The sequence below is a fragment of the Candidatus Zixiibacteriota bacterium genome, assembly GCA_040753495.1.
Classification (GTDB): Bacteria; Zixibacteria; MSB-5A5; order GN15; family PGXB01; genus DYGG01.
The window spans coordinates 1-15,561 of the sequence record JBFMEF010000197.1; the positions used below are offsets into that span (position 1 = coordinate 1).

At 52.1% G+C, this 15,561-nt stretch carries 11 protein-coding genes; 6 read left to right on the forward strand and 5 right to left on the reverse strand.

Annotation, left to right across the window (positions count from 1 at the left end; translation table 11 throughout):
- The first annotated feature begins 191 nt into the window (after positions 1-191).
- Both AB1690_12795 and AB1690_12800 read left to right on the forward strand, forming a co-directional pair.
- Complete coding sequence (locus AB1690_12795) at positions 192-1,580, forward strand: sodium:solute symporter family protein (protein MEW6016181.1); 1,389 nt, start codon at positions 192-194, stop codon at positions 1,578-1,580.
- Between the two features lie 9 nt (positions 1,581-1,589).
- Positions 1,590-1,868, forward strand: coding sequence for a Smr/MutS family protein (locus tag AB1690_12800; GenBank protein MEW6016182.1), 279 nt, complete (start codon positions 1,590-1,592; stop codon positions 1,866-1,868).
- Positions 1,869-1,948: 80 nt separating this feature from the next.
- On the opposite strand, the gene AB1690_12805 is transcribed toward AB1690_12800, so the two are convergent.
- Complete coding sequence (locus tag AB1690_12805) at positions 1,949-3,013, reverse strand: hypothetical protein (GenBank protein ID MEW6016183.1); 1,065 nt, start codon at positions 3,011-3,013, stop codon at positions 1,949-1,951.
- A gap of 144 nt (positions 3,014-3,157) precedes the next feature.
- On the reverse strand, positions 3,158-6,340 hold the full coding sequence (locus AB1690_12810) for a S8 family serine peptidase (GenBank protein ID MEW6016184.1): 3,183 nt from the start codon (positions 6,338-6,340) through the stop codon (positions 3,158-3,160).
- A 100-nt stretch (positions 6,341-6,440) separates the two neighbouring features.
- Here AB1690_12810 and AB1690_12815 point away from each other — a divergent pair, with 100 nt between their 5' ends.
- The 4 genes from AB1690_12815 (at position 6,441) to AB1690_12830 (ending at position 9,445) form a co-directional block, all read left to right on the forward strand.
- The gene (locus AB1690_12815) at positions 6,441-6,506 is read left to right on the forward strand and encodes a zinc finger domain-containing protein (protein ID MEW6016185.1); all 66 of its coding nucleotides are present in this window, start codon (positions 6,441-6,443) and stop codon (positions 6,504-6,506) included.
- An 872-nt stretch (positions 6,507-7,378) separates the two neighbouring features.
- Positions 7,379-8,074, forward strand: a complete 696-nt coding sequence (locus AB1690_12820; GenBank protein MEW6016186.1) for a RimK-like ATPgrasp N-terminal domain-containing protein — start codon at positions 7,379-7,381, stop codon at positions 8,072-8,074.
- Positions 8,062-9,000 carry a RimK family alpha-L-glutamate ligase gene (locus AB1690_12825; GenBank protein MEW6016187.1) on the forward strand — a complete coding sequence of 313 codons (939 nt, stop codon included), beginning with the start codon at positions 8,062-8,064 and terminating at the stop codon, positions 8,998-9,000. Before AB1690_12820 ends, AB1690_12825 begins: the two co-directional genes overlap by 13 nt.
- A complete protein-coding gene (locus AB1690_12830; protein MEW6016188.1) occupies positions 8,978-9,445 on the forward strand; it encodes an N-acetyltransferase in 468 nt (155 codons plus the stop codon). Before AB1690_12825 ends, AB1690_12830 begins: the two co-directional genes overlap by 23 nt.
- Before the next feature lie 57 nt (positions 9,446-9,502).
- Here the strand turns inward: AB1690_12830 and AB1690_12835 are convergent, their stop codons facing one another.
- From AB1690_12835 to rlmD, 3 genes are all read right to left on the reverse strand, one after another.
- On the reverse strand, positions 9,503-12,226 hold the full coding sequence (locus tag AB1690_12835) for a right-handed parallel beta-helix repeat-containing protein (protein ID MEW6016189.1): 2,724 nt from the start codon (positions 12,224-12,226) through the stop codon (positions 9,503-9,505).
- A 155-nt stretch (positions 12,227-12,381) separates the two neighbouring features.
- Entirely contained in the window at positions 12,382-14,070 is a 1,689-nt protein-coding gene (locus AB1690_12840) for a DUF885 domain-containing protein (GenBank protein MEW6016190.1), read from the reverse strand.
- A gap of 19 nt (positions 14,071-14,089) precedes the next feature.
- Positions 14,090-15,490, reverse strand: coding sequence for a 23S rRNA (uracil(1939)-C(5))-methyltransferase RlmD (gene rlmD, locus AB1690_12845; protein MEW6016191.1), 1,401 nt, complete (start codon positions 15,488-15,490; stop codon positions 14,090-14,092).
- Positions 15,491-15,561 lie beyond the last annotated feature (71 nt).

Genomic DNA, 15,561 nt, shown 5'->3' on the forward strand with positions numbered 1-15,561 from the left:
TGAAGCCGGCGCCTTCTCGGCTACCAAGAAAATGGTCCTCCTGAAGTAACGGCTTCCTCGCCCGACTCAACCAAACTTCAGGAATACACCACAAACCCTCCCAGCAATGGGAGGGTTTTTTTATGGGAAAGGATTCACAGATTACAAATCTCACTATTTGACTTTCCTTCTATTAATCGCTAATAATGGTCATGCTTTACCTCTGGGTAATCATCGCCTATCTGGTCGTTCTCATCTTTGTCGGCTCCATCCGCAGCGCTCGCGTTAAAAATCAGGATGACTTTATGGTGGCGGGAAGGCAGCTTCCGGTCTGGGTGCTGGTCGGGACATTGCTGGCAACCTGGATAGGGAGCGGCTCTATTATCGGCGGGGCCGGACTTGCTTTCGACAAGGGCTTCTCGGCTCTCTGGTTTGATGCCGGTGTCTGGCTCGCCATTATTATCCTCTATCTTGTCGCCGGGCGCGCCCGCCGCTTTGCCCAGTACACTGTCCCCGATATTCTCGAAGCCCGCTATAATTATATTGCCCGCCTTCTCGGCACCCTGGTCACTATTATCGCCTATACTGCCATTGTCAGTTATCAGTTTCGGGCTGGAGGAATGGTCCTTAATCTGGTTACCGGAATCCCGGCAACGGAGGGGATGATAATTACCGCTCTGTTCGTAATTGGATACACCGCTCTTTCCGGAATGTTTTCAGTCGCCTACACTGACGTGGCTAACGGTATTATGATGATAATCGGGCTCTTTATCGCCCTTCCTTTTCTCTTGAGCGACGCCGGCGGCTGGTCGGGAATGATGGCGCGTCTTCCTGCCGAGCATTTCCAGCCGCTCGGAAATATGACCCTTTTAGAGGCGCTCGGCTACTCGCTGCCGACAATGCTTCTTCTTCTCGGCGAGTCAGGGATGTATCAGAGATTTTTTTCCGCCCGCAACGAATCGGTCGCCCGCAGGTCGGTCATTGGATGGATTGTTGGCACTATTATTCTGGAGACGCTGATAGTCGTGCTGGCAGTAATCGGAAGCGCCATATTTACAGACATTGAAGGGGAAATGGTCATACTGCATGCCGTTCGCCACGGCTTACCGGTCGCCATCGGCTGCGTTCTTCTCGCCGCTATCGTGGCGGTGATTGTATCGACGGCCGATTCCTTTCTTCTGGTGCCGGCGACTAATGTTATGCGCGATATCGTGCAGCGCTTTATTCAGCCCGATATATCTCAGAAAAAAATGGTCTTTTACTCCCGGGTGGTGGTGATTCTTCTAGGAGCGGTCGCATTCTTGCAGGTGCAGTTCTTTGAGAAGGTGCTCGAGATGGCGCTCTACGCCTATACCATGTATGGCGTCGGCATCACTCCGGCCGTCATGGCGGCTTTCTTCTGGAAACGAGCCACTCCGGCGGGAGGCGCCTCCTCCATAGCGGCGGGAATGACGGTTACTCTTATCTGGGAAATCGGCAAACAACCATTGGGCTTGCCGACCGTCTATCCGGCGCTAGCGGCATCGCTTCTGGCGTTGGTTGTCGTTTCTCTCCTGTCTAAACCGCCCGACGAAGCGAAATGGCGTCCTTTCTTTGATTAGAGACTTACTATGACTGACGATGACCCGGTAGAGCTGCCGATTGACGGCATTCTCGACCTTCATATTTTCGACCCCAAAGACGTCAAGCAATTAATCCCGGACTATATTGAAGCCTGTCTGGAAAAGAAAATATATCAGCTGCGGATTATCCATGGCAAAGGGACCGGAGTCCTGCGCCAGATAACTCATTCCATTCTGGAAAAACATCCCGGTGTCATATCCTTCCGCCTCGACCCGGAGTCGGGAGGCTCCTGGGGCGCCACATTGGTGGAGTTGCGGCGCGAGTAATCTCGAATTCTGTTCTCAAAAGAAAACGGCAGGAGCGCTTTGCTCCTGCCGTCGATTTCTTCTTCCGCTTACTTTCGCCGTCACTCAGAAGGAGTAGTGTTATCGTCAAAATGAGGGCAGAATTGCTTCCAGGTCCCTTTCAGGGGAAGGTTCAGCTGCTCCACCGGTAAGGAGTAATCGCCAAACTCCCCTTCAATCACACCGGCCGCGGGACTGTTGGGCGCGACCATTTTGAACACCCCTTTGAATTTCCCATGTCCGCTCCCGCAAAGGATACAGTCGCGCGGGTCATCATAGTACCAGACCCCTCGCATATACCCGATAACGACTGTCAGCATGACTCCGGAGATAGTGCCTTCAAAGACTCTTTCATAATTGTCGGTCGTCCAGAATCTTCCGGCAAAGATTCCGAGAGGGGCGCCATTGGCATCCATCCAGGTGCCGTTAAGATATCCGCTGTCGCCGGGGATATCGGCTTTGGTCCATTCACCGACCAGAAGTCCCTGCGGGCAGCGCGGAGGCCAGATACGTCGCGCCAGCACCGCCACGGAGTTGACATTATCAACATTGTAAAGAGCGCTGAAATTCTCCAGCTCCTCAAAATTGTATGAGATTGAAAAGGGCGGAGTGGTAAAATGCAGCTGCGGCGCAGTAATGTAAACTATTCCTTTCTTCAGAAAGATGAAAGCGACAATGCCGTCAAAGTCTCCGCTGGTCGAAGATACCCAGGCCGCCATTGCCGGATTATTTGTCCGTACCAGGGAATCCTCGCCCCGCTCAAAATCGATAATACCGGCGACCCCGACAAAAGCGACGCCGTTAACATTGAGATTCCCCGACCAGTCGGTCGTGGGAGCGCTGGGAGCCGGGGTGTTGAAGAGATGCCCCCAGAGGAAAGTTACCACATAGATTTCATAGCTGGTATCGGTCAGGCTGGGGACAGTCCAGTCGGAAGTAGGGAAATCCAGATGTTCGGGAAGATTCTCCTCGGTTATGGCATGCCGGTTAAGGAGCGCCTGAATGTCCACCGGGACCTCCTGTGCAACCGGACGGCTCTCCTTCGGTGGCGCCGGCTCCGTTCCCTGCTTGCTGCAGCCAAATATTAAAAGCCCCAGAAGCGATAAAAAGACGGCAATTTTTCTCATTTATCCTCCCGTATGTTTAAGATTCTATTTGATGGCGATGAAGGTCCAAGAAGCAGGTTTCTGCTTATAATTTACGGTCGAGGGCTTTCCTGCGCAACCGGAATTTGCGCCTGACTGGCGCCCCATCGCAGAAAAAGCGCCCGGCTACTTCATCAAGACCATTTTCCTTGTAACCGCAAAACTGGAGGTCTTAATCCGGTATAGATATACTCCGCTTGCTGTTGGCTGACCTTTATCGGTGAGTCCGTCCCAACGGACTTCATAACGGCCCGCTGATAACGGTCTATCCAGTAACGTTCTTACCGGCCGCCCCAAAATATCATAAATCGTCAGCGCTAAATGCTCTTTTCGCGGCAGCGTGAAAGTTAGTGCCGTCGAACTGTTAAACGGATTGGGGCGGTTCTGGCTCAGGCTGAAGCCTGACGGCAACAGTGTCTCGTTTTCTGAAATATCGGTCGGACCGCAGGAATCAGGTATTCCGCCCATATTACTCATATCTCGGTCGTATCGCCAGAACGGCGCCGGGGAGGTACAGGGGGAGAACTCGGCTCCGGGGAACTCGACAAAGATCAGGCTGCTGTCGGCGGTGGTCATGACTAAATCGACGTCGCCATTCTTATTTATATCACCGATGACCGGCGTGTGGCGATAATAAGTGGAGTTTCCGGCTTCGGCAACAATTGGGAAACCGCTGATAATTTCTCCAGCCTGATTCCAGGCATAGATTCTCTGCACTCTATAGTCGAAAAGGACATCGTTAATGGCGCAGGCGACAATCTCGGCCCGGCTATCGCCGTTCATATCTGCCAGAAGCAGCATATTGAGGACGCTCAATTCCGGCACGGTGGCGAAATATCCGTCGGCATTCCCCGGAATGAAAGAACTGCCGTCAAGATTCCAGGCGAGAATATAACTGGCGCTGAAATCGAAATAGGTGGCAAAATACTCCGGAATCTGGTCGCCGTTGATATCGCCGAAGACCGGGTTGGTCGGCACCACAAAGTCGTTGATATTAAGCTGCCTTGGCCATCCTGCGACCGGCAGAAAACCATACTCAAAGGCGTAAAGCCAATAGCCAAGGTCGCGATAATAGCCATATATCAGCAGCTCCGGTTCTTTATCGTTGTCAATATCATAGGAAGAGATATCAACGGTATAAAAGGTGCTTCCTCCTTCGGTGATTATCAGGCTGTCCTGAATGACGCCGGTGAGAGGCTCCACCTGACGAATTAGCCCAAAATCTTCATGTCCCAGATATAACTCATCGACCCCATCGCCGTCGAGGTCAACCGGATGGTATCCGCTGGTGTAATCGTAGGTGCGGATAAACTGCCCCTCAGAAGATAGAATAAAGACCTTTGACTTCTGATAGTCAGGAAGGACGATATGAATTTCATCGCGGCTGTCGGAATTCAGGTCCTTGAGAAAGACTCTCGGAAGTTCCGCTTCGGTCACCAGGTTGGAGCCGAGGCTGGGAAGCACCCCAAGATAGTTGCGGAAATCAGGTTCTGACGAGGGGTAACCATAGACAATAGGAGGGTCATAGCCGACCGCCACGAAATCATCGACGCCGTCATTATCGAGGTTCCCCACCGCCACCGGGGTGGTGAAATTGTTCTGCGGCACGGCCGGCGCTCCGTCGGTTTTAGCGGTACCGTCAAGATTAAAAAACCTGATACCATCGGAGCCGCCCACAACGACCTCATTCAGTCCGTCATCGTCAAAATCGCCGTAGTTTGGAATTATGCCGGGGAACTGCCCCAGCCCGATTTTCCATGCCCGCTCGGTGGCAAAAATAGAGCCGATATGGACCGGCAGCTGATAGTAGCCGGCGAACCCGCTGCGGGAGTAGAGTGTCAATTTCAGGTCATAATCTCCCGCGGGCAAGTCATCAATAAACCAGCGCGCCAGAAAGTCATCAAACAGTGGCACCGTCCGAACCGCGATTGTATCCCAGTTCACTGCAGAATCAATCAGGTCATACTCGATTACCAGACGACTGAATTCGGGGCAATAGGCGCTGCCGATAATATCGACCGAGCCGCTCAGGCTGTCATCCGGTAGAGGGGAAGAAAGATATAGCGACGACTCATTAATCAGATAGACCGACACCAGAGACTGATGGTCACTGCCTGCCTGAAGTCGGATAGTGTAACGACCGTTCAATCCGGCAGTGTCCCACGACCCGAGAAGTCCGCTTGAAACCGGGCTTGAAGAGGTATTAATCACGGTCCAGTTCGGCGGATTCCCCCCTTGACCATATTCCAGAGTATATTCAGTGAAGGAGGAGCCATCGGCGATACCGGCAATATCCACCGTCCCGGAGAGAATCTCGTTCGGCAAGGGAGAAGTAATTCTTGCCCGAATTTCCGGCGCCGCCTGCAGCGTCTGGTAGAGATTAACCCGCCCGTAACCGCTGAATTTATCCCACCCGGGCAGATACCAATTGACTCCATAAGGGTCGAGAATATCATCAGCGCTACTCTGAAGAATCTCCTGTACTCTCTGCGGGGAAAGTCCCGGCGAGACTGCCCTCAGATATGCTGCTGTAGCCACGACATAAGGGCACGCCATGCTGGTTCCAGAGGCAAGGTAGTAGCGGGTATTGATAATATGAACATTCGGCTCACGAGGATAGGAATCGGCGTACATATCGGTATTGCCGGCGCGCAGGGATAGAATCGAATGCCCGGGAGCGCAGATATCAAGATGGTTGCCATAGGTCGAAAATGACGCCACATGGTCAGAATCATCGGTCGCCCCCACCGCGATGGTCAGGGGAGAACTGGCCGGGTAGTTGACAAACTCGGTAAAATCGTTGCCGGCGGCGGCGCACAGCACCACCCCTTTTGCCCGGGCGTATGCCATCGCTTCCTCCATTAATTGACTGGCATACGGCAGTCCGAAACTCATATTGATAACATCCGCCCCATTGTCGGCGGCATAGACTATCGCCCCGACAATGAAGGATGTCAGTGGCAACGGGAATATCTTCAGCGGCATAATCCGGCAGTTCCGCGCCAAGCCGGCCACTCCGATGTTGTTGTCGGCGGTAGCGGCGACAATGCCGGCGATATGCGTCCCATGACCGTCACCATCCATCGGATTGTTGTCTCCGGTTGTTGTGGAGGAGCCGTCGCCCCCAAAGTCCCACCCTCGAATATCATCTATGAAACCGTTATTGTCGTCATCAATGCCGTTGCCGGCGATTTCACGGGGGTTGCTCCAGATATTGTCGACGATGTCAGGATGACCGGTATCGACACCGGTATCGATTATCGCCACAACTACCGCTACGGTATTGTCCGGCAGATTCTGATAGACCATTTCCGCTTTAACGTCGGCTCCGGCAATGCCCGAGACTATAATCAGGGTATCATTATTATTGCCGTCCCGGCGCAGCACATGATAATGCGGCTGCCCGCTGTTGTTATGCCCCCACTGCTGGGGATATAAGGAATCGTTGGGAGTGGCAAAAAGAGTTGCCGGGTAGTCTGGTTCAGCGAACTGGATATAAGGCAGCCGGCGGTATTCGCGCGCTGCTTCCTCGATATCAATATCTGAGGGCATCCGCAGAACAAAGGTTCGCTCCGTCAGGGCGCGCGCCTGCCGGCTGGGGACTATATCCTCAAGCGATTCGAAGCGGGAGACGTTATATTTCCGGCTCAGATAATCCAGCTCGGCTACACCCACCATGCCGACTTTCCCCGGAGACAGCCGCGGATGCAGCCCCCCCTCCCGAATCCGAATAATCAATCCCTGGTAAGGATGCCGTTCTGGCGCTTTTTCTCGCCCCGGATAAAGCGCAAAAACCGAGGATGATATCAGGATTAACAGAATGGCAGTCAGCGGGTGGACGAATCTCATTCTCATCGGTAACCTCCCGGCACAGTTTCTGGCGTAGTCGAAGGGTGGCAGCTAAAATTACGCAGGAACCGGCATTTTGACAAGCGGTAAAAAGCCCCCCGCAGAACTTAAGAAAGGGAACTCTCTTGACGATTATTCGTTATAAAGCGAGAAAATGTTGTTTGACTTATTTTTTGGCTTGTGTAAATGTTTTAGCAGTGTTATTCTCTAACGCACTTATGAGCAAATATCGCGACAAATGTCTCTGCATGCGGCTGGCCGCCTGCGGTCGAAGTCCTTTACGGACTTTTTCGCGCTGAGGAGTTGATTTCCGACGACGGACAGTGGTAAATCAGGCAGAGTCTTCAGTTCCGTCCCTGTCTTTTCCTCAGGGAGAATCTCTAAGTTATTTCTGTCTCTACTTGCGCCCAAAAGCCGAACCGGGCGCGTTTCCGTTTACGCTCATTTCGTCAATCCGACAACCATGAATCATCCGGGCTTCACCGCATTTGACATCATATGAAAGATATCATACTGACCGAAACAGAATTGGACAAACCGGCAGTGGGGCTTCTGCCTCAACGACCCGCGGAAGCTGCCGCCGCAGAGAGGACCGGTTACATTGCCCGCCATAAAACCGAGCGGTTCCTGCTTAATCTTGACGGCTACTACGGCTATCTTGAAAATGGATACTATGCTTCTCTGGAAGCAAGCGCCGAAGGGATGGATATTCACCCTACCTGCAGTGAAATCATTGACGGCTATGTCGTCCCGATTTTTCTGGAAAAAGCCAGGCAGGCCGGGCTGAAAGTCCCTGAATATTACGTTACCAACAGCTATTTCGAGCCGCCGGTGATTGTCGATTCCATCAATCCTTTCATGTCGCGCCGGAGTGTCGTGCTTAAAAACCGTCACCAGGAACGGATTGCTAAATCGCTCACCCGCAATTTCACCTATGCCATCTGCTGCCAGGAATTACCTGCCGGCGCCAGAATCGGCAATTTCCGCTCCATACTCGGCTGGTCCACCAAGCCGCGTTATCTCGACCTTTCCCGCTCAGTCTGGGAGGTCTTCCGGATTCCGCTGGTCACGGTCCGGACTATTATCCTCCCGGATGGTGAGATTATGCTGAGCGGACTTTTGCCGCTCCCTTTTGCCCGCCTTACTCCCCGCGAAAAGAGATTCATTGAAAGTCAGGTCGAATGGCAAATATAGGAGTTTATATAGAGCGGTATACTGTCACCCGTTCTGAAGAGATGGGGGCGCTTATGAAACTGGGCCAGGTTGCCCATCGCCTGGGACATCGGCTCGATTTCCTTTTCCGTCCCGATATGTACAAGATTCCTCATTATGACGCTATCTTCATTCGCGCCTTAACCGACCCGATGAACTCCTCCTATGTGGCGGCGCGACTGGCGCAACTGCATAAATTACCGGTCATTGATGACCCCGAATCGATTATCATCTGCTGCGATAAAGTAAATATGTACCGCCATCTGGAGAAAGCGGGAGTTCCGATGCCGGAGACTCTTTATCTGAAAGAGTCGGACCTGACCGCCGAATACGGGGCGCGGCTATTGGATGAAAAAGGGTCTCCTCTGGTGCTCAAAGCCCCAAACACCAGTTTCTCGATGTATGTCGAGCGGGTCTATAATCCGGATGAGTTTGTCAAGGTAGGCAAGAAATATCTCCGGCGGGCCGACCGGGTGGTGGCGCAAAAATATATTCACTCCGAGTTCGACTGGCGGGTGGGAGTGCTTGATGGCGAGCCGCTTTATGTTTGCCAGTACCTCATTCCAAAAAAGCGCTGGAAAATCTTATCCTATACCGAAACCGGACGGGAAATCTATGGCAATGTCAAAGGGTTTGAACTGCACAAGGTCAACCCAAAGCTTCTGGACACCGCGATTCAGGCGGCAAACGCCATAGGCCGCGGGTTGTACGGCGTTGACCTTAAGCAGGTCGGCGATGATTTTGTCGTCATTGAAGTCAACGATAACCCGACCATCGCTGAAGACGAAGAAGACCAGAAAGCCCCCCATATTTATGAAAAGCTGATTCGGTATCTGGTGGGAGAGCGCGGCACGCACTCGGGCGGCAACGGCAACGGCGGCGGCAATGGCAACGGGAATGGGAATTAAGCCCCGACAAGGCACCCTGAACGACCTCTCCTCATTAATTCGACTTGAGAATATTAGCTTTGGCGGCGACGCTTTCAACCGGCGTCAGCTCCGTTACCTTCTCACCAAAGCCAATGCCGATGTAATCATTCTGGGAAACAGAACGGAAGTCCAGGGCGCCGCTATCATGCTCTGGCGAAAGAGAAGCCGGCGTGGTCATCTCTATTCCATCGTTATTGACCCCAAATGTCGCGGTCTCGGTCTGGGAGAAAAACTGCTCCGGCAATGCGAAAAAGCGGCGCAGTTACATAAGTGTGATAGTGTCACTCTTGAAGTCCGCTCGGATAACCGAGCCGCTATCGGACTTTACACCAAATTGGGGTATCGCATCATTAAGGAACTTCCCGGCTACTATGCCGATGGCCGCAACGGCGTCGGTATGCTTAAACTCCTCAAGTCAAAATAAACCCCGATGATTCTTTGACAGAACATCGGGGCACAATAGTTAAGCCGCATCTACGGTTCAATTCATCGGGCATTGAAGCGGCGGCCCGCTCTTAAACAGATATGCGATCAGATAGGTAACATCCAGCATATTGAGTGTACCGCTGCCGTTAACATCTGCCGCCCGCAAGGTCGGGACCGGCGACGGTCCGTCCCTGTATAGATATCCCAGCAGGTAGGTGGCATCGGTTATGCCGACAGTGCCGTTGCCGTTGGCATCTCCGCAGATTTCTGTCTGATAACATCCAATGCCATAAGCCCCCATCATAACGCCGCAACTGTTATTCTCCGGAAGACAGGGGGATAGGTTGCTCACCGAATATGCGGTATCCAGGTCGCAGAACTGCGGGTCAGCGGAGATATTGCCGAGGGTGTCGCCGGCATAAGGACCCCAGGGTACCCCCGGATGAAAATCTTCTACGGTATTACCAAAGGCATTATTGCATTCAACCACTACTCCTATAAAACCTAAGCCGTCACTTTCTATTCCGGTCTCCGCATTATATGCCACCAGATTTCTCGCAATATGCGATAACTCAAATGAAGATGCCTTTGTTTCGGATGCTTTTGGCGGGTCATACCAGAAATAGAGCCCTTTGCCGTTGAGCACAATGGTATTATTCGTGATGGAGTAGTTCCCCCAGGAACCGGTCGAGGTATGAATCCCGCTGGCGCCGTTACCGGTGAAAAGGGAGTTTACCACGCTGACTGTATCCATATCTGCAAGAAAGAGGCCGTCAGAAAGATTATTGATGAAACGGCAGTTGCTTATCTGAATATCGGCGACCGCCCAAATGCCGTTATTGTTCTCCATGAAAAGGCAGTTCTCCACTACAATCCGGTAGCGCTTGTAGTTGGGCGCAACGGCCGATGCGGCGAGCCCGTCTGATATATTTCCCACTACGGCGCAGTTTCGAATTGTGGCGCTGGCCCAGAGCGATACGGCGCCCCACCAATTTTGCTCGGAATAGGCGCCGGTAATAAGGAAACCGTCAATCAAAGAAGAGGTATCCTCATCGTTGTGTAGATAGATAGCTAAGTGCGGCTCCGTGGGAGACCCGCCGCAGTCGATAGTCACCTGCCCGATACCATCGGATATCAGTTTTATATTTTTCCCGTTGAAATCAAGGTCACGATTCCCCTCGCCGCTATATGTTCCCGGCGCAACCAGAACCGTGTCCAGTTCCTGCGCGACATCAATACCGGTTTGTATCGTGCTGTAATCAGCTGGAACATGAACTATGTGCGGCGCACGCGCCCCAAAAGATTCGGTCGCCGACCAGCTGCTGTACTCGTATCCGTCAAACGCTCGCGCGCGCCAGTAGTAATCTTCTCCCGGCGCCAGCCCGTAAATCTCTCCCGTGACCGTAATCGAATCTCCCGCCGTTAATCCATATTGACTTGCAGCCAGTATGGTCAAGCCCCCGTCTTCATAAACTTCAAAGTCATAAGTCAGAATATCGCTTTCATTATCCGTTGCGTTTCCAATCTTAATTATCGCCCCGGCTATGCTCAGGTCTTCACCCCCTATTGGAAATAGAGGGCTGGGCGGTGGCGGAACGGTGTTCATCCGGAAAGAACCCTCTTTCCAGGCGCTCTGGATTAAGCCGTTGCTGACCCGTGACCGCCACCAGTATGTTTCTCCGTCGGCAAGTGATATCCCGGAATAGATTAAAGATGTGTCGGGCGAATTGACCGGCCCAAATGACCAATTCTCCGCCGTTGTCCAATCGTTATCGGTGCCAACCTGCAATTGAAATCCGCTCTGCTCCGGATAAACCGTATCGTAATATGACCAATAAAACGTTGGCGAATGGTTGACCAGATGCGAAATGTCCTCACCCATAATCATATTGTTTATGGACGGGCAGGTCTGGTCGAATTGAACGGCTCCAATATCATTGCGGGTCCCGTCAGGGCTGTTGTACTGCGCCGAATCCTCGCCGGCATCGATACAGGGGGAACTTCTATAAAGAGCAAAATTTCCTGAGGAAGCATCAATAAATTCAGGGTCGGCTGAAATATCGGTTGCTGCCGGCGTGCCGGCAATCCAGTCAGTCAGATTCCCCCAGACATTGTTATATCCACGGGGCGCCGTGCTATTGGCGGAGATTCCCATCTGGCATCCGGTTACGATATTGTTCTTCACCATGGCGCCCAGGCCGTAAAGATATATGCCCAGCCGTCCGCTATGAATGGTGTTGTTTAGCGCGACGACAGCATTGCCGCTGCCAATCCAGATAATACAATAGGCGCTGTCGTTCTTCCAGAAGATATTGCTCTTTATCAGCGCCTGCGAGTTATAAGCATTGTAAATGGCGGAATTGTTTCCATAGAGCCCCCCGGCGATATCAGTGAAGATGTTCCCTTCAATTGTCGGACTGCTCCCCTCGACTCTAATGGCGGCATTTCCCCGTGTCCGTCTAATGGTGAACCCAACCACTTTGGCGCCATTGGTTTCGCCATTTGCAAAATAAATTATCGGCTGGAGCAGGCTCTCCGGTTCCAGCGTGGTAAGTAGCGGTCCTGTTTTGCTTTTCAGACAGATATTCTTTCCGCCAAAATTGAGGTTGACCAGATATCTCCCCGGGGCAACCATAACCGTATCACCGCTGGTTGCGGCATCGATACCGGCTTGAATTCCAGGATAATCGTCGGGGATATTTATAACGGTGGCTGACACCGTCAGGGAGACGCTCCATAGCAACCCGACCACCAAAAGTAGAGCGGGGACTGCTTTCATAAGGACTCCTCAGATTGAATTGAGAAAACTGGACTTATAAATCAAATATAGACCAATCGCGAAGCCTGTCAAGCGGTAATCTCCCCATCGCATATTTGGAGAAAATATTAAGGGCGCCTCGGGGCGCCCTGGCAAGTCGTTATCTATCAACTTCTTCAAAGCCCCCATAACTCCCGAATCAGTTTCGGCGGTATCATCCCTACCGACAGATACCGGTCATGAAAATCTTTGAGGTTGAAATTTTCTCCTTCGCGCACTTTGAGGTCATCACGAAGTTTTATAACCTCTCCTTTTCCTATCAAATATGACATCGGTACGGTAGGCTGCATGGCATATCGATTTACTTCAATTCTTATGAAACTGCTGTCGGAGCCGAGGACGTCGGTCATCCAGGCCACCGCCGAATCAATACTGAATTGCCCGGTATGCAGTTTCACATCGGCTATAATCCGGGCAGCGCGAAAGCGAATTCCCCCAAGGATATTGAGATAACGCCGCTTATCGCTTCCGTAGAAGCCGCTTTCATACATCATCTCTTCGCAGTAGAGAGTCCAGCCTTCCGAATAAAGAATATTATCCTGCCATTTGCGGACATCGTCGTCCACCAGCGATGCCATATAGAATTGGAGATGGTGTCCCGGGAACGCCTCGTGCACCACTGAGCCTTTAAATCCGCGCCGGTTGATGAATCGGAAATATGCCTCTTTCTGGGCATCTTCCAGCGAATCGGAAATCGGGCGGACATAGAAATAGCCGGTCTGATTGGTATTGAATGTCCCGGCCGGCTGGTAGGCGATGCTGCTGATTACATTGCGCAGGAACTGCGGGGTCTCCACCGCAATACACTCGGCAATATCTTCCGGGACGGTCACAATATCTTTCTGAATCAGATACAACCTGGTCTGCTCTATCTCCCAGTTGTAGTAATCGAGCAGGTCCTGTTTGGTCAGACAGGTCAAAACAAAAAGCGAATCGACCTCGGCGCGATTCGAATCGAGCCAGCCTTCATAGGCATGATAAGCGGAATCGGCGTCGCGAAAGAGGGTTTCGCCGATTTTCAGAAGCGAATCGACGTCATAATCGAGGAAATATTCGTTTTTCAGTTTGTAATTGAAAGCCTCTTTGCCTACTGCAAAAGCTCCTTCTGCGCCCGGAGTGACCTTCTGAAGATAGTTCTGAAAATCTTCCATTGCCGCAATTGCCCGCTCCGTGGCGCCGTCAATCTCGGCCGCCAGCGGCGGAAGTTCCATTCTCAATTCCTCCGCCATCGTCCGGAAGAAACTTATGCCGGTAACAATATATTCCTCGGTCAGGCGAAGATAGACCGGCGCGGGACGGCGCAGGTTCTTTTTGGCTTGCGCCAGAAGGTCGGGGAGCGCTTTTAGCCGGGCGATTATATTCAATGCCCGCACATCAAGCGCCGCATAAGGGGACGATAGAATCAGATATATGCCGTTTATCGCGTCATCGATATAAATGTAAGAAGAACGTTGATACCACTTGACCTTCTCCAGGTTATGCAGCGCTATATCGACATTGCTTTTGAGCAGTTTCCATTTGATTCGCGCCTCGACCGCCATCAGGTCCGGCTTGTACTGCAACAGCCGCGACTGGAATTTTTTCAATTTGGCGACTTCGGCTCCCACCGACGCCGGCGAGTAGTCGGTGAATCGATAATCGTACTTATGAATCCCTTTATTGGTTGCCAGCACCGGGTAAAACGACTGAAAGTTCTCCAGTATTTCATCACCGAGACGGTCCAGGCTTTCTTCGGCCGTAACCTGCGCCGCCGCCGGCAGTGTAAATAGCAATAGCGCCAGCGCCACCGACAGAATTTTCAACATATATCCTCCAATAATCTTCTCATTGCTTTCTAAAAGATGCCACCAGTTCAATATGCATCGTGTGGGGAAACATATCAACCGGAATAATGCGGCATAGTCTGTATCCGGCCAGTCGCAGCTCCGCCGCATCCCGCGCAAATGTTGCCGGATTGCAGGAGACATAGACCATACGCTCCAGACCAAGTGCGGTAAGCCCTTTTAGCGCTTTTGGGTGAAGCCCCGCGCGCGGCGGGTCGACCACCGCCACAGTTATTCCCGAAAGTATCTCCTTACGCTCCGCCAGAAACTCCTGCACCGAACCGGTAAAAAACCGGATATTGTCAATCCCGTTGAGCAAGGCATTCTGCTCTGCCGCTTTGATGGCCGATGGCTCCAGTTCGATGCCTGTTACCTCTCTGACCATCCTTGACGCGCAGATTCCGATACTGCCGGTTCCGCAGTACAAATCAAGCAAACTCTCCTCCGACGCTAACTCCAGCATTGCCAGCGCTGTCGCATACAGTTTCTCCGCCTGAAGTGTATTTGTCTGAAAAAAGGAGTTGGCGTAGATACGAAATTTATACCCCAGAATCTTTTCTTCAATAAAACCATCACCATAAAGCAGATATTCCGCTTCCCCGCGGGCGATATTTGACTTGGCACTATTTATATTCTGCACAATTGTCTTCACTTTCGGAAAGCGACGGGTCACCTGCCTCACCATCTCCTCCACGTCAGGGATTTTCCACTCGGTCGTGACAATATTCAGCATTACCTGTCCCGTATTCTTTCCCTCGCGGATTACCAAAAACCTTACAAATCCGTCATGCGCCGTAACGTCATAGACCGGAATCTGCCGCTCCTTGATAAACTCCCGGAACCAGGCGACCAATTGATTGGAGAGTTGGGACTGAAGAAGGCACTCCTCGACGTTGAATATCCTGTCGAAATGTCCGCGCCGATGTAACCCCAAGACAAACCCTGCGGCATCATCTCGATTAAAGGAGAATTCCATTTTGTTTCGATAGAAGAAGGGATTTTCTACCCCAAGGGTGTCGGCGACTTCAATATCAGAGAACCTCCCAATATGCTCAAGGCAGTCGATAATCTGTTTTCGCTTGTACCGAAGTTGCTCTTCGTAGCCCAGGTCCTGCCAGACACAGCCGCCGCAGATATCGAAATGCCGGCAGGGGGCGGCGACCCGGCCCGGACCCCGGCGAATGATTTCGGTCACATGAGCGATATCATATCGCGGCTTGCGGCGAATTATCTCGGCGCGAACTATTTCCCCCGGAAGCCCCCCGTCCAGAAAGACAATTTTCCCATCCACTTCCCCAATCGATTTCCCGTTGAAGGCAAGGTCCTTGACCTCGGCATCGATTATTCTGTCAGACAACTCCTTTCTGGATGGCGTTCTCACGCCGCCAATATAACCAATCACGGCAGGCTCAGAAAGAGCAAAGATACCCGGTCAGACCTCAGTTGTCCGTTTCTCCCGGACGAAACCGAGAA

Coding starts and splice junctions, on each gene's coding strand:
- AB1690_12820 (MEW6016186.1), top strand. CDS start 7,379: ATGAAAGATATCATACTGACCGAAACAGAATTGGACAAACCGGCAGTG.
- AB1690_12825 (MEW6016187.1), top strand. CDS start 8,062: ATGGCAAATATAGGAGTTTATATAGAGCGGTATACTGTCACCCGTTCT.
- AB1690_12835 (MEW6016189.1), bottom strand. CDS start 12,226: ATGAAAGCAGTCCCCGCTCTACTTTTGGTGGTCGGGTTGCTATGGAGC.
- AB1690_12830 (MEW6016188.1), top strand. CDS start 8,978: ATGGCAACGGGAATGGGAATTAAGCCCCGACAAGGCACCCTGAACGAC.
- AB1690_12805 (MEW6016183.1), bottom strand. CDS start 3,013: ATGAGAAAAATTGCCGTCTTTTTATCGCTTCTGGGGCTTTTAATATTT.
- AB1690_12810 (MEW6016184.1), bottom strand. CDS start 6,340: ATGGTCTATCAGAATCTGCCGGACAATACCGTAGCGGTAGTTGTGGCG.
- AB1690_12795 (MEW6016181.1), top strand. CDS start 192: ATGCTTTACCTCTGGGTAATCATCGCCTATCTGGTCGTTCTCATCTTT.
- AB1690_12840 (MEW6016190.1), bottom strand. CDS start 14,070: ATGTTGAAAATTCTGTCGGTGGCGCTGGCGCTATTGCTATTTACACTG.
- AB1690_12800 (MEW6016182.1), top strand. CDS start 1,590: ATGACTGACGATGACCCGGTAGAGCTGCCGATTGACGGCATTCTCGAC.